General features: G+C 37.9%; 16 protein-coding genes and 1 CRISPR repeat array. Of the genes, 8 read left to right on the top strand and 8 right to left on the bottom strand.

The genetic code is table 11. From position 1 onward, the window contains the following. Positions 1-119 precede the first annotated feature (119 nt). From ACNF4Z_RS02750 to ACNF4Z_RS02735, 4 genes are all read left to right on the top strand, one after another. Positions 120-2,480, top strand: coding sequence for an adenosylcobalamin-dependent ribonucleoside-diphosphate reductase (locus ACNF4Z_RS02750; RefSeq protein WP_458327716.1), 2,361 nt, complete (start codon positions 120-122; stop codon positions 2,478-2,480). Then, complete coding sequence (locus ACNF4Z_RS02745; protein ID WP_458327715.1) at positions 2,481-2,762, top strand: hypothetical protein; 282 nt, start codon at positions 2,481-2,483, stop codon at positions 2,760-2,762. Between the two features lie 59 nt (positions 2,763-2,821). Beyond that, on the top strand, positions 2,822-3,175 hold the full coding sequence (locus tag ACNF4Z_RS02740) for a nucleotide pyrophosphohydrolase (RefSeq protein WP_458327714.1): 354 nt from the start codon (positions 2,822-2,824) through the stop codon (positions 3,173-3,175). 69 nt (positions 3,176-3,244) lie between these two features. Then, positions 3,245-3,730, top strand: a complete 486-nt coding sequence (locus ACNF4Z_RS02735) for a hypothetical protein (RefSeq protein ID WP_458327713.1) — start codon at positions 3,245-3,247, stop codon at positions 3,728-3,730. Positions 3,731-3,879: 149 nt separating this feature from the next. Here ACNF4Z_RS02735 and ACNF4Z_RS02730 read toward each other — a convergent pair whose 3' ends face one another. The 4 genes from ACNF4Z_RS02730 to ACNF4Z_RS02715 all read right to left on the bottom strand — a co-directional run bounded on the left by ACNF4Z_RS02730 (position 3,880) and on the right by ACNF4Z_RS02715 (position 9,514). Then, entirely contained in the window at positions 3,880-4,992 is a 1,113-nt protein-coding gene (locus ACNF4Z_RS02730; RefSeq protein WP_458327712.1) for an MFS transporter, read from the bottom strand. A 63-nt stretch (positions 4,993-5,055) separates the two neighbouring features. Beyond that, positions 5,056-5,724 (bottom strand): zinc-ribbon domain-containing protein, encoded by a 669-nt coding sequence (locus tag ACNF4Z_RS02725; RefSeq protein WP_458327711.1) that lies wholly within the window; start codon positions 5,722-5,724, stop codon positions 5,056-5,058. A 62-nt stretch (positions 5,725-5,786) separates the two neighbouring features. Further along, positions 5,787-8,486: a carbamoyl-phosphate synthase large subunit gene (gene carB, locus ACNF4Z_RS02720; RefSeq protein WP_458327710.1), complete on the bottom strand. Its 2,700-nt coding sequence runs from the start codon at positions 8,484-8,486 to the stop codon at positions 5,787-5,789. Next, positions 8,486-9,514, bottom strand: coding sequence for a carbamoyl phosphate synthase small subunit (locus ACNF4Z_RS02715; RefSeq protein ID WP_458327709.1), 1,029 nt, complete (start codon positions 9,512-9,514; stop codon positions 8,486-8,488). The genes carB and ACNF4Z_RS02715 overlap by 1 nt, the downstream gene beginning before the upstream one ends. A gap of 171 nt (positions 9,515-9,685) precedes the next feature. On the opposite strand from ACNF4Z_RS02715, the gene ACNF4Z_RS02710 reads away from it, so the two are divergent. From ACNF4Z_RS02710 to ACNF4Z_RS02700, 3 genes are all read left to right on the top strand, one after another. Next, positions 9,686-12,076 carry a M1 family metallopeptidase gene (locus ACNF4Z_RS02710; RefSeq protein WP_458327708.1) on the top strand — a complete coding sequence of 797 codons (2,391 nt, stop codon included), beginning with the start codon at positions 9,686-9,688 and terminating at the stop codon, positions 12,074-12,076. Next, positions 12,076-12,234 (top strand): hypothetical protein, encoded by a 159-nt coding sequence (locus tag ACNF4Z_RS02705; protein WP_458327821.1) that lies wholly within the window; start codon positions 12,076-12,078, stop codon positions 12,232-12,234. Before ACNF4Z_RS02710 ends, ACNF4Z_RS02705 begins: the two co-directional genes overlap by 1 nt. 239 nt (positions 12,235-12,473) lie before the next feature. Further along, a CRISPR array of direct repeats spans positions 12,474-12,759; the repeat unit is 25 nt; unit sequence GTTAGAATCTTATTTAGAAAGTTTC. Positions 12,760-13,171: 412 nt separating this feature from the next. Further along, positions 13,172-14,080, top strand: coding sequence for a branched-chain amino acid transaminase (locus tag ACNF4Z_RS02700; RefSeq protein ID WP_458327707.1), 909 nt, complete (start codon positions 13,172-13,174; stop codon positions 14,078-14,080). Here ACNF4Z_RS02700 and ACNF4Z_RS02695 read toward each other — a convergent pair. Genes ACNF4Z_RS02695 through ACNF4Z_RS02680 form a run of 4 tightly spaced genes read right to left on the bottom strand, consistent with a single transcriptional unit; the run spans position 14,064 to position 17,675 of the window. Beyond that, the gene (locus ACNF4Z_RS02695) at positions 14,064-15,326 is read right to left on the bottom strand and encodes a cobyrinate a,c-diamide synthase (protein ID WP_458327706.1); all 1,263 of its coding nucleotides are present in this window, start codon (positions 15,324-15,326) and stop codon (positions 14,064-14,066) included. The genes ACNF4Z_RS02700 and ACNF4Z_RS02695 overlap by 17 nt on opposite strands. Positions 15,327-15,362: 36 nt before the next feature. Beyond that, a complete protein-coding gene (locus ACNF4Z_RS02690; protein ID WP_458327705.1) occupies positions 15,363-15,887 on the bottom strand; it encodes a ZPR1 zinc finger domain-containing protein in 525 nt (174 codons plus the stop codon). Beyond that, a complete protein-coding gene (fni, locus tag ACNF4Z_RS02685) occupies positions 15,880-16,929 on the bottom strand; it encodes a type 2 isopentenyl-diphosphate Delta-isomerase (RefSeq protein WP_458327704.1) in 1,050 nt (349 codons plus the stop codon). Before fni ends, ACNF4Z_RS02690 begins: the two co-directional genes overlap by 8 nt. After that, a complete protein-coding gene (locus ACNF4Z_RS02680) occupies positions 16,926-17,675 on the bottom strand; it encodes an isopentenyl phosphate kinase (RefSeq protein WP_458327703.1) in 750 nt (249 codons plus the stop codon). Before ACNF4Z_RS02680 ends, fni begins: the two co-directional genes overlap by 4 nt. Positions 17,676-17,743: 68 nt before the next feature. Between ACNF4Z_RS02680 and ACNF4Z_RS02675 the strand changes: the two genes are divergently transcribed. Continuing rightward, complete coding sequence (locus ACNF4Z_RS02675) at positions 17,744-18,682, top strand: helix-turn-helix domain-containing protein (RefSeq protein WP_458327702.1); 939 nt, start codon at positions 17,744-17,746, stop codon at positions 18,680-18,682. The last annotated feature ends 1 nt before the right edge of the window (position 18,683 follow it).

Raw genomic sequence — 18,683 nt, 5'->3', positions numbered from 1 at the left:
AAATTGGTTTTTGGTACAAAGAAATTGAACATCATTTAAATATTATAATTGGATTCATATATGATAAATATACGTTATCAAAAAAAGATTATTATACGCCGAAAAACTTATTATTTTACATGAACACATCAATTAAAATTTTAAAGGTTATTAAAAGAGATGGCCAGGAGGTTGATTTTGACAAAACAAAAATTGTCCGGGCTATTTACAAGGCCATGCTCTCTATTAAAAACGGCACAATGAAAGACGCCGAGATAATATCAGAAAAGGTCATTGATTCACTTTTAGAAAAGAAGATTGACACTCCAACCGTAGAGCAGATACAGGACGCTGTTGAGTCTTCATTAATGTCCACAGAGATAGACGGAAGAAAGTTTAATGATGTGGCAAAGGCCTACATCCTTTACAGGGAAAAGAGAAGGAGAATAAGGGAGGAGAAGGCAAGGCTTGGGGTCAAGGATGATCTTAAACTGACTCTTAATGCTGTAAAGGTTCTTGAAGCCAGATACCTTCTAAAGGATGAGGAAGGAAAAATAATAGAAACACCGAGCCAGATGTTCAAGAGGGTAGCAGATCATGTTGGAATAATAGATGCACTTTATGATTATGCGGAGTATCAGAATTCTGGAAAATTAAATCCAAAGGGAAAGAAAATTGGTACCCTTCTCAATACACAGATAGAGGTTCTTGAGAGGGCATTTAATAATCTGAAGGAAGAGGGTATACTGACAGGGACATTTGGTCAGTTCATGGATTTCATTTATACAAAACAAACAATGGCACCAATAACAATAGAAAAATTCTACAAGGATATGGTGAACCTGAAATATGTTCCAAACTCACCCACCATGATGAACGCTGGTGCAAGGCTAGGGCAGCTTTCGGCTTGTTTTGTCCTGCCTGTTGGTGACAGCATTGATGAGATATTTGAGGCTGTGAAGGAGACAGCAGAAATTCACAAATCGGGAGGAGGTACAGGATTTTCATTCTCAAGATTGAGAAACAAGGATGATATAGTGGGATCAACAAAGGGTGTGGCTTCTGGCCCCGTATCTTTCATGAAAATATTTGACATAACAACAGAGGTAATAAAGCAGGGAGGAAAAAGAAGAGGGGCAAACATGGGCATTCTAAGGTACGATCATCCAGACATAATGGAATTCATAACTTCAAAGGACGCAGAAAACACCATTCTGAGAAATTTCAACATTTCAGTTGGAATGGATGATAAGTTTTTTGAGGCTCTTGATTCAGATGGATATATTGAGTTAAAAAATCCAAGAAGCGGCAAGGTAGTATCAAGAATTAAGGCCAGGACAATGTGGGATACCATAGTGACACAGGCCTGGAAGACTGCTGATCCTGGTCTAATATTCCTGGATGAGATAAACAAGGCAAACCCTGTCAAGCACATAGCAGAGATAGAGGCTACCAATCCTTGTGGTGAACAGCCACTTATGCCTTACGAATCATGCAATTTAGGTTCAATTAATCTTTCAAAGTTTGTGAAAGATGGAAAGATAGACTGGGATGAACTCAGGGAAGTCATACACACATCTGTGAGGTTCCTTGATAACGTGGTGGATGCAAACAAATTCCCTGTTAAGAACATTGAAAAAATGACAAGGAAAACAAGAAAGATAGGCCTTGGAATCATGGGTTTTGCAGACATGCTTATACAGATGGGAATACCATACGATTCACAGGAAGGACTCTCAATGGCTGAGGCAGTGATGTCTTTCCTTAACGAAGAATCTCACAAAGCCTCTCAGAAACTTGCCATGGAGAGGGGTGTGTTTCCAGGATGGTACGGATCTGAGTATGAAAAGAAAAACCTTCCAATGAGAAATTCAACTACAACAACAATAGCTCCAACAGGAACAATATCCATAATAGCGGGATGCTCTTCATCAATTGAACCCCTTTTCGCTATTGCCTTTGTAAGACATGTTCTGAATGGACAGGAACTTGTTGAGGTAAACCCCCTGTTTGAGGAGGAAACAAAAAGGAGAGGAATTTATTCTGAGGCCCTGATGCAGGAGGTTGCAAAAACCGGAAACCTCTCTGAGGTTAATGTTCCTGAGGATCTGAAAAGGATATTTGTTACTGCACATGAAATAGATCCGGAATGGCATGTTCTTATGCAGGCCACATTCCAGAAATACTGTGATTCAGGGGTTTCAAAAACCATCAACCTTCCACATGATGCAACCCCAGACGACATAAGCAGGGCATACAGACTGGCAAAGGATCTCCACTGCAAGGGAATAACAGTATACAGAGACAGGAGTAAAACAGAACAGGTTCTCTACTCAGGTACGGAGTCAAGGAAGAAGCAGAAAAAAACAGAGGAAAAGGAGAAGATAATAGAGAAACTGAAAGAGGACGGGGAGAAAAAGACGGAGGGACTTCCCGGGGTTTTCCTGAAGCTTGAGGCTACATTTGATCCCGCTTGCCCAGACGGCAAATGTGATAAGTAGATGGGAATCGATGAGATAAAGGAAGAGATAATATCAAGAAAACTCCTTTTTTTCTCAGAAACCCTTCATGGAGAGAACACAGTATACAGAAGTTTTCTTACAATGCTGGCAAGGAAAAACATTTTTCTGGAGAAGATGTCAAAGAAAAACCCCGGTATATCTCCGGAGAGTATACTATCTCTCACTAAGAGATTTGTTGGAGATTTACCAGCAGAAGAAATTGAAAAGTTTCTGCAGGAAAATTTCGAAAGGACATTCAACTACATACTGGACAATGCGTGATGAGGTAACAAGCATGAAGAAATGTGGGGTGAGGCAATATTTCAATAACACTTGATGATGTGATTAAAAGGGTAGCAACTTTCATTGACGAGAGGGAATGGAGACAGTTTCAGACTTCCAAGGATATAGCGGAAAGCATAAGTGTAGAATCAGGTGAACTTCTTGAGAATTTTCTCTGGAAATCCGGAGAAAGTGCAGACAAAGAATTTGAGAATTCTGAGAAATTCAGAAAAAAAATAATGGGAGAGGTCTCTGATATATTGTTTGGATGCGCAGCCCTTGCAGATCATCTTGGTTTCACACTTGATGAAGCATTCAATGAAAAAATGGAGAAACTTAAGGAGAGATATACAATAGAAATTTCAAAGGGTAAAAACATAAAAATACCGGAGTTTCATGACAACAAAAAATAAAATAGGGAAATAAAAAAATTATCAACTATAAAAAGCAAAATTCATAATCTTTGTAATTATAAACCCATATTGGTACTTGATCAACTGGTCAACAAAAAGATTACAATCATATATCTGGATTACGTGGACTGGGAAGTTGGCACTCTGATAGGGTTTGATGACACAGGCATTCTTGTTGAAGTTAACGGTTTAAAAAAATACGTTTCCTGGAGAAACATATCTGAACTGAGGGAACCGCTTCAGGAGGAAGTTAAAAAACAATCTAAAATGAGGGATGTTACAACCACAAGAGAAAACCAGATACTTCTTGTGTTTTCCCTGACACTTCTTTTCATAGGTATATCCAGTACATACATGATATATCATTTCATTCTGATTGAGCCTCTCATTGGATTCCCAAGGACATTAACTGTAAGTATAGGCGGACCTGCAGTGATCATTGGCATTCTCGGATCCTTCTTGTCATTCATAACAGGACACAACAAACTTACGGTTCTATTTTCATCCATCTCAATTATTGCAGTTGTTTCCATAATTGCTCTATTTGGAGAATAGAAAGTTTATTGCATTTGTATGAAATAAGTAAAAATGTGTTCTGAATGCTCATTTTCTGAATGTTCCTGTGAACACTGCTATTCATATCGCCACAACCCCGCCTGTCCTGTATGCGGACATGACATATTTTTGGATTGCTGTCAGGGCTTTTAACCATCACCAGACTCTATGGAAGAAGCTTGTTTTTTACCTATGGATCTTCCTGCATTAAGAAATATGAGTGATACAACTGCAGCAAGTGTAACATAAATGTATGAATATAATGGCAAAACGCTGAATATTTCAAAGAAAACAACAGAACCAAGAACACTACCTATGGCTTTCCCTGTATAGAGAATTCCGTTGTTTGCTGTTGAGAAATTAGGGCCAAATAGATCTCCAACAAGAGCTATGTATGTGGAGATCATGGAACCACCAAAGAGTCCAATGAGAATTATGGAAAATATGAACAAATGATATATGAGAAAAACAGAACCTAAAATCAACATGAGACCTATTATTAGAGAAACATTTATCCTCCCTATACGGTCAGAAAGGATACCCATAAAAGGCCTTCCTACACCGCTTAGAAAGGGGAAAAGGGAAACGAGAACAGCAAGATTGAATTTTGAAAGAGTTGAACCAAACACTGGAAGATTTGAGGAAACAACTATAAGCGGGACGGTGCCCATGAAAAACGCAGCATAAATTATCCAGAATCTGCCATCTATTATTGCCTGGACTGCTGTTCTCTTTTCATCATATTCATCGGGATATTTTGTGAACCACAACAATAATGGCAGAATTGCAAATTCAACAATTCCTATTATAAACATGGGTGTTCTGAACTGGCTGTACTGTTCTATGAATATGTTTCCAAGGCTTGCGCCTGTACCAAATCCCAGAGAAACAATTCCCACGGCAAACCCCCTTCTCTCTCTGAACCATTTAACTGCAAGATTAGATGCTATTCCGTACAGAATTCCTTCCCCTGTACTTCCAAATGCCCACAGTACGTAAAAAAGAAAAACGTTTGACAGGAAAGGTGTGAAAAGGAACCCTGAAGCGGCCATTATTGCAGCAATAACACCCATGTACCTTGGTCCGAACCTATCAGCAATGTAGCCCCCTGGGCCCTGAAATACTGTTGAAAATATACCAAAAATGGTGAAGGCAACCTCAATCTCCGCCGTACCTGTATTAAAACCATTCACAAGCCTTGGTTCAAGAACGTTCCAGGAATACTGATACAGTGAATTGAACAGCATCACTGTCAGTCCCACTGTTAGATAAAATCTCTTCAACCACTAATAATTGAAAATGAATATTTGTTTTTATTTAAAAAATTAAATTCTGAAACCTGGGCCGCCTGTCATGGGGCCTCCGTAAAAGCTCCCCTCGTTCATTGCGTGCAGAAGAGTTCTGTAAAGAAGATAGGAAACAAAAAGGGATCTGTCAATGTCTCCTGTAACATTTCCCTCGAAATATTTGCTTGCAAGATGATGTTTTATCTCCGCAACCTCACCAGATTTTGAGTGAATTTTGTATTCCCTTCCAGAAAGGTTCTCATTTACATTGTATTCATTTCCATTCCCATCCTTCAGGGTGGCCTTTCTTTCATGTATCTCCATCTCTCCAACCCCATTTCCGGAATTATCTGTTATGGAATAAAATCTTGCTGTGGAAAAGGCCTTTCCCGATTTCCTGTGCTGTATATTAAGAAGAGGCATGTTATCCGGACTAACAAGGACAAAATCCCTGTGCATCTCTCCTATTATGCCAGCCGGAATTTCCACATATCCTATGACCCCGTTCTCTGATGATATCTCAATCTGTGGAATGAAACTCATCATATTTTTCTTTCCAACGGTTTTGAAGTGATCTCCTGAAATTCCAGATTTACTGTTTCCCATGGGCACACTCTGCTGAACATTCTGTGTTACCGGGTTTCCGCAGGAAGGGCAGAATGAGGCTCCATCTGGGATTTGGGTTCCGCATTTACCGCAGTATGTCATGAAAATATAGTTTCAAATATAATATAAACTTAACTTATATATTTAGAATTGAATATGAACTTTTATACATAATGATTGATCCTTTCCATAAGATCACTCCTTGAATTTTCTATTATTATGATCTCCCCTGTTGAATGCATCTCCGGGCCCTTTTTGAGTTTGACAGATTTTATTCTTTTGTATGGAAACACAGGCACCTTTGCATAACATTTTTCATTCCATTTTATTTTTTGCACCTTTTTATTGAATATGGCATCCATTGCAATACTGACAATGTCAATAGAAGAACCCTTTGCTATTACCGGAACAGTTCTGCTTGCCCTTGCGTTCAGCTCTATCACAAACAGTTTGCCTTGCTTCTCAATCAACTGAAGGTTTGCAATCCCAACTATCCTGATACCTTTCAGTATTTTTGCTATTATCTCTTCTATCCCTTTAATAACATGATTGGAAATCTCTCCTGGGCACCAATATGAAATAGCATCTCCGCTGTGAACACCTGCCTTCTCAACATGAATCATTATTCCGCATATTGAAAAATCCTCTCCATTGCTGATAAAATCCACATCCATTTCAGTTCCGTTTTCCACAAATCTGGTGATCTCAAGTGAATCCATTTTTATATTTTCTGCAATTTCTTGAAATTCTATTTGATTTCTTGCAACCCATATCCCTGAACCTCCTATGATGTAACTTCCTCGAACAATCAGGGGAAATTTTAATAAAAATGGATCGCCAATTTCCCTGAAGGATTCAGGCTGCTCTATTTTATTTTTTTCAAGGTAATCTGAAAACAGTCTTCTGTTTTCACATAAATCAATACTCTTTCTATCAGTTCCAATAATTTTCATTTCTGTGTTATCCTTCATGTCTCTAGCAATTTTCTGCCCTGATTGACCAGAAAACTGAACAATGAGACCCGATGCCTCAGTTTTCAGGTACGCATTCTCAACATACTCCAGATTAACAGGATCAAAGAAAAGCAGGTCAGAGGTATCAAAGTCTGTGGATACGGTCTCAGGATTGCAGTTTATCATACCAACGCCCATACCATTATTTTCAAGCCATTTTGCCGCTTTTACAGAACAGTAATCGAATTCAAGGCCCTGACCAATTCTGTTTGGTCCTGATCCTGCTATGAGAACAGGTTTTTTATTCACCTTTTCACCCTCATTTTTAAGATACGTTGAGAAAAGATAGTTAGTCTCCGATATGTATTCTGCAGAGGTACTGTCTATTCTCCTCACAACAGGAAATATGGAATTTTCATGTCTCATTCTGTGCAATTCTTCTAGACTGAAACCCGTAATGTCAGAGATTATCTGGTCAGGAACACCTTCGGTTTTCACTTTTATAAATGATTTCAAATCGCCTTCCTTTTTGAATTTTCTCAATTTCTTCATAACTCTTCCAAGCTTACGTATGAAAACATCTTCCCACATGGACAAATTTGAAACTTCATCAGGGTCCATTCCCTGATAAAGTGCACTCAATATGTATATGTACCTGAGCGCGGTTTGCCTCTTCACATTGTCCCTTATGATTTCCTTATTGGTTTCAGAAAACACCTTTGAAATATATGTGAGATCAAGTGAAGCAAGGGCCTTGAAAAAAGCCTCCTCAAAGTTCAAACCTATTCCCATTGACTCCCCAATAGATTTCATAGCCACACCAATTTCAATATCATCAGGAAACTTCTCAACTTCCCACCTTGGTATCTTCACTGTTACATAATCCTGAACTGGTTCAAGTGATGCAGAGGTGCTTTCATTTATGGGATTCCTGATCTCAGGAAGAATTTTACCCATCTGTATCTGTGCTGAAATCCTTGCTATGGGATATCCGGTTGCCTTTGATGCCAGGGCCGAGGATCGTGAAGTTCTTGGATTCACCTCTATGACATAGAAATCATTTGCATTTTTTTCTATTGCGAACTGAACGTTGCAAGCACCGATTATGTTCAGAATGGATGCAATTCTTAATGCAGTCTCCCTCATTTTCTGATGAACATCATCATTTACTGTAATGGAGGGTGTCACAACAATACTCTCTCCAGTGTGTATTCCAACTGGATCAACATTTTCCATGTTGCATACCATCATGCAGTTCCCAATTGAATCTCTAATTATCTCATACTCCATCTCCTTCAGACCGTAAATGGATCTTTCAATTTCTACGGAATCAATATTTTCATCCTCAAAAAGATGGAGGAAATATCCTCTTGCATCATCTGGAGTTTCAATAATTTTTCCGGAGGATCCTCCTAGTGTGAATGATGTTCTACATATGAAGGGATATATTGTGGGCAGTTTTCCTGAAAAAAAGTCTTCCCTTGTTATGATTTCAGAGTCAGTTATTTTTATACCATTCAATTTCATGAGTTTGTGAAATCTTGATCTGTCCTCTGCATTAAGCACATCCTCCGGCGCAGTTCCAAGAACCTTTATACCTTTTTCTTTCAGTATACCCAATCTGTGTAGTGAGAGGAGAATATTGAGTGCTGTCTGGCCTCCAAATGCTGCGGCAACCCCATCAATTTTTTCCTTATTTATTATTTTTATTGCATTTTCCACATTAATTTCCTCAAGATAGACTCTTGTGGCATTTTCAGCATCTGTCTGATAAGATGCTGGATTTGAATTCAACAGAAAAACAAGGTTTCCGTTTTTCAGAAACTCCCTGCAAGCCTGAGTTCCAGAATAGTCAAATTCAGCCGCTTGACCTATTACCACTGGGCCTGATCCAATCACAAGGATTCTCATCACAAAACCTCACTTTTAATCAAATTTCTCACAAGTGAAAAAAATCCTGTTGGATCAAATGGTCCTGGATGCCCCTCAGGATGAAACTGAACAGAATAACCCTTGCTATTGTTGTACTGAAACATTTCCGGAGTACCGTCATTTACATCAAAAAGCATTGGCAACACTTCTGATTCTGAAGGAGAAACACGATAACTGTGATTGTGTGAAGTCACGTATGTTTTTCTACCGTCTGTCACCCCGTGATTTGTTCCATGATGTCCAAATGGCATTTTCTCAGTTCTCAATCCAAAGGCCCGGCCCATTAACTGATGGCCCAAACACACACCAAAAACAGGCACCTCTCCTATTATTTTTTGTATTCTTTTAATAACAGAATTAAAGACCGGATCTGAAGGGTCACCTGGACCGTTGGATATGAAAACAATATCAAAGGAGTTATCTATGAGTTCTGAATGGTTTATGCCGCATCTTGTAACCCTTCCAAGTTTCTCAACCTCATGAAGAAGAGAAATTTTTGTGCCAAGATCCAGATAGAGTATTTCAATTCCCTCTTCCCTCCCACTTACAGTTATACTTTGGGGCGAAACTTCAGTTACAGGATGTTCTGCACTTCTCTCTGGAATTCTGTCAGGGGAATTGATTATCCATCCAATCATCTCTCCCTCTTCCCTTATCTTCTGTGTGAGCATTCTTGTATCAATTCCTGAAATTCCCGGTATCCCAAACTTTTTCATCTTTAGATCAAGATCTCTAAAGTGCCGGTTATTCTCATTTTGATTGTTTCCAATTACAATGCCGGATGCCTGAATTTTGTCAGATTGTGCTATCTCTTCCATGTAGCTGTAGGAGAACATCTCCGGGAAGGTAAACATGAGAATCTGGCCTCTATAAGAAGGATCGGTCATTATTTCATAGTATCCTGTGAAGGCTGTATTAAAAACAATTTCACCAACACAATCATTCATGGAGCCAAATGACCTTCCCTCCAGAAGAGAGCCATCCTGGAGGAGAAGGTATCTTCTCACTCCATTTTCCCCCCTTTAAAAATTAGAAAATGCCCACCCCACAGGAAAAAATTTAAGATCTGTGGAGACTTTTTATCCATTAAAAATGCCTATTGTCTTTTAATATTAAAATATTTGTCAAGCATCAAAAAATTCAGGAAAACATATTGAATGATAAATGTATGGAGATTCATGAAGGGAGAGCATCAGAGGATTCATCTTGATTTTGATTTGGAAAATAGAAAATATTCTGGCTGGACAGAGATTATTTTTTCAACTGGCAAAGAGAAGATCACTTTCAATTCCGATGGAGAATATCATACAATTATATGTTCGAGGATTGATGATGAAGACTTTCAGCTTTCAAAAGGCAGAAGGGATGACGAATTCAATCTGGAAATAAATAAGGAGGGAAAACACAAACTCTATTTTGAATTTGAAGGAAAGCTCAATGAAAGTCTTGTTGGCCTATATCTGGCAAAAGACTCCCATGGAAACCAAATGGTGACCACACAGTTTGAAGATATAGATGCAAGAAAGGCATTTCCATGCTTCGATCACCCCGGCATTAAGTTTCATTTTAAAATTGAACTTTGTTTTCCTGAAAAACTTAGTGCCATTTCAAATATGAAAAAGGAGAGTGAAAGGATTCATAATGGAAAAAAGACAGTTGAGTTCTATGAAACTCCACTGATGTCCGCTTACCTAATATACATAGGAATAGGGGATTTTGAGTTTAAAAGTACAAAAATGGACTCAAAGGACATATCACTCATTATGATGAAAGGATCAGCAAATACAGAATCCCTTCCTCTTGATATGGCAGTGAAATTTATTCAGTATTATGAGAACTATTTTGGAATTCCTTATGCACTGGATAAAATGGATCTGATTCTTGTTCCGGAATTCGCAGCTGGAGCAATGGAGAACTGGGGAGCCATAACGTTCAGGGAGAACGCACTTGCAATAAATAAGGACAGTGGAGAAACAGGTAAAAAAAGGGTAGCTGAAGTAATAGCACATGAACTGGCTCATCAATGGTTTGGAAATCTTGTAACCATGAAATGGTGGGATGATCTTTGGTTGAACGAATCATTTGCTACTTTCATGGCTTACAAGGCCGTAGATCATGTTTACCCTGAAATGAAAATTTATGGAAGAATGATGCAGCTTGACGGAAAGGGAGCCCTTGAAGATGATGCTATGATTAATACTGCGGCGATTGAAACCCACATGAAGGATCCGGAGGAAATGAGCGGCCAGTCAGTTAATATAAGATATGGTAAGGGTGCAATGATTCTCAGAATGATTGAAAATTATATGGGTGAGGAAAAGTTCAGGGAAGGGGTACAGCATTATCTGAGAAAATTCAGTTATGGAAACGCTGAGGGAAAGGATCTTTGGAATTCAATTTCTGAAAAATCAGGTATCGACATAAATGGAATAATGGAGGAATGGATATCAAGACCGGGATATCCTGTTGTAACTGCCCAGATAAATGAAGACGGAATTAAAATTTCCCAGAAAAGATTTCTTCTCAGCGGAAAAAAAACGGAGGAAAAACCATGGCCCCTACCAATCATATATGAACATTCAGAGGGAGTGGAAAGAATACTTTTCAACACTGATGAAACCACTCTGAAAGAGAGGGGAATAGTGAAATTGAACAGAAATTTTTCAAGCTTTCACAGAACAATTTACGATTCAAACATGCTAAATAACATTGTTGAAAAATTTTCCACTCTTTCATTTCTGGATCAGATGAATATTGTGATGGATCTGGGTGCGGAAGCAATTTCAGGAATGATAAGTCTGGATGATTATGTTACATTTGCATCAAAGGTATGGAAACACTTTGATATTAACACGGCCCTTCAGCTTGTTAGAGATATGGATTTTATGATCTCAATAAGTAAGAATGAGGAAAAAATAAAAAGAAAATTTATACCTCTCATAAGTGAAATGGAAAAGGAGTATTCTTCAAAAACCAAAGAAAATCAAGATTTTTCAATACTTATTGGTCAGATTGATCTTACTATGGCAAAGTACGATGATAATTTTGCAGAAATGCTGACCAAAAAATATTCAGAGGTTGAAAAGGAGAATCCCGAGATAAGGGAAGCCATACTTACTGCATACGGAAGGATGACTGGAGACTCAGATGGTATGATAAAGAAGTATCAATCATTTAAGAGCGATGAGGATCGAATAAGAATGTTGAGATCATTTGGATGGGTTACCGGTGAAGAATCATTCAGGAATATAATGAAACTTTTTGAGGAAGGAAAGGTGAAGAAGCAGGACATAACGGGATATTTTTCATCACTTGCCCTGAATGTAAAAAACAGAGGTCTTGCATTGAAACACTTTATTGATATCAGGGAAACCGTTTTTTCAGTTTACAGATCCCTTGAAAGGGTTGGAACACTCATATATGGTATAATGCCATATCTGTGGCTTGATTCACCGGAAAAGGCTGAGGAAATAATTAAAAATACAGATACGGGAAGAGAAAATCTTTCAAAGGCAAGAACATATGAACGAATTGAAATTTTTTCAAATTTCAACAAAAGACACATTTAATCAAAATTCTCTTTATTACTGTTGGTTTTCAGGAAACATTTCAGCTTAGATCAATATTCAGACATGGAAACGATTATCTTAGGGAGGTTATTGCAATTCTCCCGGAGGAATCAAGCAACAAGGTAAGTACACCACTTTCCTCAATTAAAAAGTTCTGAGACACTGGAAATCAAATTCACAGAGGTGAAAATCGACATAACTGATCCGTTCAAGGCGATTGTTCAAATTTCGGATGTTTTTTATCAATATCAGATTTTGATATGATAATAAACCTTTCAGGGGGAATGAAAATTCTTCAGCTTGTGATTCTTATAAGTATCATAAATATGAAACTAAATCCCCTCATTGAGCTGGAAAATGAAAATGGTGTAGGAATTCCTGAAGAGACACTAAAAGAGTTAGAATCTTATTTAGAAAGTTTCTATGAGGAAAATTTTTATCCGATGTTGCATTGGACAAATTAGTTAGAATCTTATTTAGAAAGTTTCTAAGTTGAGTTTTATGGTTGAAGACTATTATGAATATAATGTTAGAATCTTATTTAGAAAGTTTCTAAGCTTTTTAAGTATATAATGAAGTCTTTGGGCAAGGTAGTTAGAATCTTATTTAGAAAGTTTCCAAGCCAGGATTTTTGGGAGATGACGCAACACACTTAATAGTTAGAATCTTATTTAGAAATTTTCAAATGGAAAAACATATTGAGATTATTCTTTTTTATATCACTTAAAACCCGATTCTAGTTGTGCGATTTTATTTCATATATGTCTATTTATGAAGATAAATTGTAAATCCAAAATGGGGTAGATTTGCAACTCTATGTGTAAGATTATTTGTGTTCATTGCTTAGATAGCTGCTCCTTTCCAGACTATTTTTTACCTTTTTATATAATAATAATTTGAAATTTATATTTTTAAGATTTAACAGAGAGTGACTGATGTTTGAGAAAATGAATATCAGGTAAATAATCGCATCCATAATTTTGACAATTATTAAACTTGACAGAATGCCAATATTTGAAGGATAACGGATTAACAAGCATATAAATTAAGAAATTTTAAAAAAATTGTTTAATAACAATAGGGCATTAAGTAATCATGACAGAAGAGAGAAAATTCTGGCTTAACGGATCATTTATAAAGGAATCAGAAGCAAAGGTTCCAATATTGACGCATTCATTGCAGTATGGAAGCGGGATCTTTGAAGGAATCAGATCATACGAAACAATAAAAGGAGCGGCAATTTTCAGACTTAGGGAGCATATTAAAAGATTTTTTGCAACTGCAAAAATATACAGTATGGAAATCAAACATTCCCAGGAAGAACTCATAGAGGCATGCATAAATCTGGTAAAGGTGAATAATCTCAAAACAAGTTACATCAGGCCTTTTGCATTTTATGACGATTCAAGGATCGGTGTGGGGGTTGGAGGAAAAAAGGTCAGTACATTTATTGCAGCAGTGCCTTTTGACAAATACTTTTCAAAGTGGGAAGGCCTTAGCTGTAAGGTTGCAGCCTGGAGAAGAATAGATTCATCTGTATTGCCAATTCAGGCAAAGGCTAGCGGAAATTACCTAAATTCAGTAATTGCAATGAACGAGGCAAGGGAATCGGGTTTTGACGAAGCAATACTTCTGGACAGAAACGGTTTTGTTGCTGAGGGTCCTGGAGAGAACATATTTCTCGTAAAGGATGGAGAAGTTATAACTCCAGGGCGAGACAGTCCAATCCTCCTCGGTATAACGAGAGATTCACTCATAAAAATATTCGAGGATATGGGTTACAAAGTAAGGGAGAGATTTGTAAGGAGGGAGGAGCTCTATATAGCCGATGAGGTATTTTTCGCAGGCACCGCTGCTGAAGTAACTCCGATCATTAATATTGACGGAATAAAGATTGGTGATGGTCAGCCGGGAGAAACAACGAAAAAGATAAGGGACACGTACTTCAACATAGTTAAGGGAAAAGATAACAGATACAGTAACTGGCTCACTGAGGTTTACTGAAAACCCCTTTTTTCATTGCATTCACATATCTACCCATATTTATGTGAGAATATGTTCCAAGAACATTTCTCTTTGTGAGTCCATCACCTTCGTTTATACCCTTCCCCCTCATCATGTGAAATGACATTTTTTCATCACTTTCAATCCTGCTGTAGTGAAATTCATGTCCTCTTAACTTACTGTTCTCATGAAAAATTGGATTGTTCTTTTCAGATATCATTTCAGTGTAACCTATAACGGGTCTTTTATCCATGTATGATTTTCCTTTCAATACTCCTGACATATAAAAATCACCATCATTGTTTACAAGCTTCTCAAGAAGGTACATGGTACCCCCGCATTCACCATATATATGACCCTGGAACTCTTTCAGATAATCTGCAAGCCTGTAAAGTTTACCAAGCTTATCAGGAAACAATTCTGGATACCCTCCTCCAAAATAGACAAGATCGGGATCATCCGGAATATCACCATTGAGAGGTGAGAAGTAATGCACATTGTATTTTCTTTCAAGCATTTCCAATGCATCTGTATAGTAAAAGGTAAAGGCGTCATCAAGGGCAATGTCTATGTGCCCTTTTTTTTCATAATAATTATTTTCATTTTCCGCCTCTGAATCAAAATGTGCCCATTTTCTTATTGCTTCAGTGTTAATAAATGAGGATATTTTCTCCCATATTTTACTCACCTCATCACTGTATATGTCAAGTCCAAGATGCCTGCTGGAAACCTTTGTCTCCTCCATATACGGAATTTCAGCAATAATGGGAACACCATTCTTTTCAAATGGGGCCTTCACCATACTAAGATGTTTTTCACCTGTGTATCTGTTGATTATGACACCTGCGCACAGATTTCTTAAGAATCCCTTGGCCATATAATATAGGGATTCTGCAGATGAAAAGGCATCTACAACAAGAATATATGGAATTTTAAGCATCCTGAAATAATCAAATGTGTTGTAAATTTCAGAAGAACCTGAATCGTACATTCCCATGACTCCCTCGACCACAGCATAATCGTATTTTGCAGCTGCTTTTGTAAGTACCTGAGAAAATCTTCTCCCCTGCAGCCATTTATCCATATTGTAGCCTCTGTTTCCTGAAACCTTGCTATGAACAATTGGATCCAGAAAGTCGGGGCCTATTTTTATCTGTACAGAATTTTTCAGCCTGTGAAGCAACGCTCCGGTGACCGTTGTTTTTCCGCTTCCGGTCTTCATGGCCGTAATACCAATGACCTTCATGTTGAAGTATTTTTTATTGGAATAAAGTTTTTTTCATTAGACAAGAATTTCTGTAATGGCTCTTGGACTCCTCACTGTTGATAAACCGGATTCATCCTCAATTATCAGTGTAAAAGGAATCCTTTTTCCCTCACTGAAATCCTTTAGGAATTTCATTTTTTCCTTTGCAGATTCATCATTTTCATCAATTGCAATGAGCATATTCTCCGACAATCTAGTTATGACCCCTTCAACCGTTGTCACTTCACCGTCAGATATTGTTCCTGGTTCTATTTCACCATTTATTTCAGGAATGGTGATTCTGGCATCTGGTGATCTGTAAACTATTGTTCTGAGATCCTCAGCTCTGGAAACTTCGTACCTGATCCTGACAGCTTTACCAGAGTCCAGGGGAATCACTGAATTTCTCTTGAAAAGGCATTTCTTGCAGTAGTATGTTTGTATGAGAATTCTCCTCTCAAAGGCAATATCAGTTATCATCTGTGTGTAAAAAAGGTTTGAATTGCACACAGGGCATTTCACATCATTCTGTTCCTCTTCAAAAAAGTTATTCTCATCCATAATAATCCATCCACTCCTTCAATTCTCCCCTTACAAACATTTTCGCCTTTGATATATCATTAACAGTTGATGAACCTGTTAAAAACATTGCAATCTTGAGTTCCCTTATGATCATTCCTATCTTTTCTGAAATCTGTTCAGCTGATGCATCTGCAGATGAAAGGAGAGTTTTTGCAAAACCACCTGCAGAGGCCCCCATCCTTATGGCCTTAAATAGATCAAGGCCATTTCTCAATCCCCCGCTTCCAATCACCGGGAGAAATTGTGATGCAAGCTTAACCGTCACTGGAGATGGAACTCCCCAGCTCCAGAAGGTTTTACCGGCCTCAGCCTTTTCCATTTCTCCCGAGGATTTTGCTCTGTAGTATTCAATGGCTGAGAATGAAGTACCTCCAAGGCCTCCTGAATCAATTCCTTTCACACCTGCATCCTTAAGGTCCATTATATCATCAAGGGAGAAACCAGCTCCAGTCTCCTTTGCAATCACAGGGAAACTTGAAGCAATCTCCTTCACTGCCTTTAAAACTCCCTTTGCATTTCTATCCCCCTCTGGCTGTATCATCTCCTGAAGAAAATTGAAGTGTATTATGAGGAAGTGTGCATCAATCAAATTCATAAGAAATTCAATATCACCATGAGACAATGGTTTTTTATCCTGTTCAATAAGCTGAGGTGCACCTATATTTGCAAGACGGACGGGCACCTTTCTCTCAAGTATTACTGAATATGTATTGGACAATTCTTTCTTTGCCAGGGCAGCCCTCATACTACCAAGCCCCATGGGAATCCCAAATTTCTCTGCAGCGGTTGCAAGATTTAGATTTATCTTTTTAGCAAGTTCTGTACCACCAGTCATGGATGAGATGATCATTGGATATGCAATTTTTTTTCCAAGAAAATCCGTAGAGGTTTCTATCTTATCAAAGTCAACCTCTGGAATTGATCTGTGAATCAAAGTTATATCGTCCCAGAAATTGTGCCTGGCATCAACACTCTGGTTCTCTGCAATTCTTATATGTTCCTCCTTTCTGTTTTCTATCATACTATCTCAGTCCCTATAAATTCATCCTTTCCTATATCATGCATTCTTTCAGGATAATTTCCATTGATTAAATATGTTTTTACACCCATGTTTTTCAAGGCAATCATGGAAGAATATTTTTTTCGCATACCACCTGTCACATCGTTTTCAACATCTGAAAATAAAACATCATGTGTTTCCAGTTTTTTTATGATTCTGGCGTCATTATGTTTTTTTGGATCCTTGTCAAAAATACCATCCACATCACTGAATATTATTGCTTTTTCAGGTTTCAGTATTTCTGAGGCAGAAATTATAATGTCATCACCTGAAACAATTTTAACTTCACCGTTTTTCACGGTCACATCCCCATACATTATGGGTATCTGGCCATCATTAACCATTTCATTCAAAAATTCATCAGTATTCATATGTTCTGTGAAAAATGGAGAGATACCAACTGCATTCATACCTGCGTCAATAAATGCCCTGACCACAATGGAATTTAATTTTTCCATATCACTCTTGACTATTGAGATTCCCCTTGCCTTCTTAGCATCTATTTTCCCTTTCAGATCATATTTGGCAGCGGCTATGTGGCCAAATGATCCACCTCCATGGACAACTGCCATCCTTTCATTTATGCTGCAAATTTCATCAACAATCCTTAAAATTGCACCTCTATTTTCCGTACAATATTTTGATTTGTCCGTGATGACACTTCCACCCATTTTGAAAATGATCACTGTGAGACATGCTTTGCTCATATAAATTTTAAGGGATGTTTTTGAGAATTAAAAAAATTTAAATATTTTTAATATGATAGTCCCTTGCATTGGATAACTTCAGGATAGATACAATCAGGGAATTGAGAAATTTCTTCATAAGGAATGGATATAGGGTAAGCCATTCCGAGTACTATTCAAACCTGTCATTCGATATTATAGGGAAGAATGAAAAAGAGGTAATTATAATAAAGGTTCTCTACAATGTGGATACTCTCCGTCCTGAGAGCTCTGATGATCTGAAAAAGCTGGCAAGAAGTTTTGATGCCATTGCGGTGGTTGTTGGAGGAAGATCCGGAACTGGATATCTCGAAGATGAAATTGTATATTTTAGGCATGGAATACCAATAATGACTTTAAACACAATTGAGAAATATATAGAGGGAGACAGGCCAAGCACATTTTCTGCCCCTGGTGGGTATTATGTACAGATAAATGGGGAGAGAATGCACGAAGCCAGGATAAAGCTTGGCATGTCTATTGGCTACATATCAAACAAGATTGGGGTATCTAGGAGATCCATTTCCCTTTATGAATCTGGAACTGCCTCAACAATGGAGGTTTACAGAAAACTTAAATATCTTTTGCAAACAGACATATCAAACGAAATAGATCTGAAAAACGCAATAGAATGTGAGAGTAACTTTCCTGAACCGGAGGATCCATTGTTTTCCGAGGTGGACAGACTTCTGGTGAATCTTGGTTTGATTCCTGAATTTTTTACAAAATTACCATTTGATGCAACAGCAACGGGAGACAGTTGGAATGGACTTCTTGGAATATTTCAGAATATGATGGTACAGACTGAAAGGATTAAAATGATAAGGGAATCCTCAGAAGTACTTGATGTGCAGCCTCTAATAATATCAAAGGAATCTTCATCAAAGGAGAGAATTGGGGGTTGCCCTGTGATCACTGTTAACACCATCAGTGATCTTAAGGATCAGGATGAACTGATGAAAAAAATCACGAGACTGAAAGGGGATTGAT

The organism is Caldiplasma sukawensis, from assembly GCF_052315375.1.
GTDB lineage: Archaea > Thermoplasmatota > Thermoplasmata > Thermoplasmatales > Thermoplasmataceae > Cuniculiplasma.
The sequence above is the reverse complement of the archived record's forward strand: the minus strand, read 5'-3'. Positions and strand labels throughout refer to the sequence as shown.

Excerpts from the sequence above, each read along its gene's own strand:
- ACNF4Z_RS02750 (WP_458327716.1), top strand. The coding sequence starts at position 120 with ATGAACACATCAATTAAAATTTTAAAGGTTATTAAAAGAGATGGCCAG.
- ACNF4Z_RS02745 (WP_458327715.1), top strand. The coding sequence starts at position 2,481 with ATGGGAATCGATGAGATAAAGGAAGAGATAATATCAAGAAAACTCCTT.
- ACNF4Z_RS02725 (WP_458327711.1), bottom strand. The coding sequence starts at position 5,724 with ATGACATACTGCGGTAAATGCGGAACCCAAATCCCAGATGGAGCCTCA.
- carB (WP_458327710.1), bottom strand. The coding sequence starts at position 8,486 with ATGAGAATCCTTGTGATTGGATCAGGCCCAGTGGTAATAGGTCAAGCG.
- ACNF4Z_RS02710 (WP_458327708.1), top strand. The coding sequence starts at position 9,686 with ATGAAGGGAGAGCATCAGAGGATTCATCTTGATTTTGATTTGGAAAAT.
- ACNF4Z_RS02700 (WP_458327707.1), top strand. The coding sequence starts at position 13,172 with ATGACAGAAGAGAGAAAATTCTGGCTTAACGGATCATTTATAAAGGAA.
- ACNF4Z_RS02695 (WP_458327706.1), bottom strand. The coding sequence starts at position 15,326 with ATGAAGGTCATTGGTATTACGGCCATGAAGACCGGAAGCGGAAAAACA.
- ACNF4Z_RS02690 (WP_458327705.1), bottom strand. The coding sequence starts at position 15,887 with ATGGATGAGAATAACTTTTTTGAAGAGGAACAGAATGATGTGAAATGC.
- fni (WP_458327704.1), bottom strand. The coding sequence starts at position 16,929 with ATGATAGAAAACAGAAAGGAGGAACATATAAGAATTGCAGAGAACCAG.
- ACNF4Z_RS02680 (WP_458327703.1), bottom strand. The coding sequence starts at position 17,675 with ATGAGCAAAGCATGTCTCACAGTGATCATTTTCAAAATGGGTGGAAGT.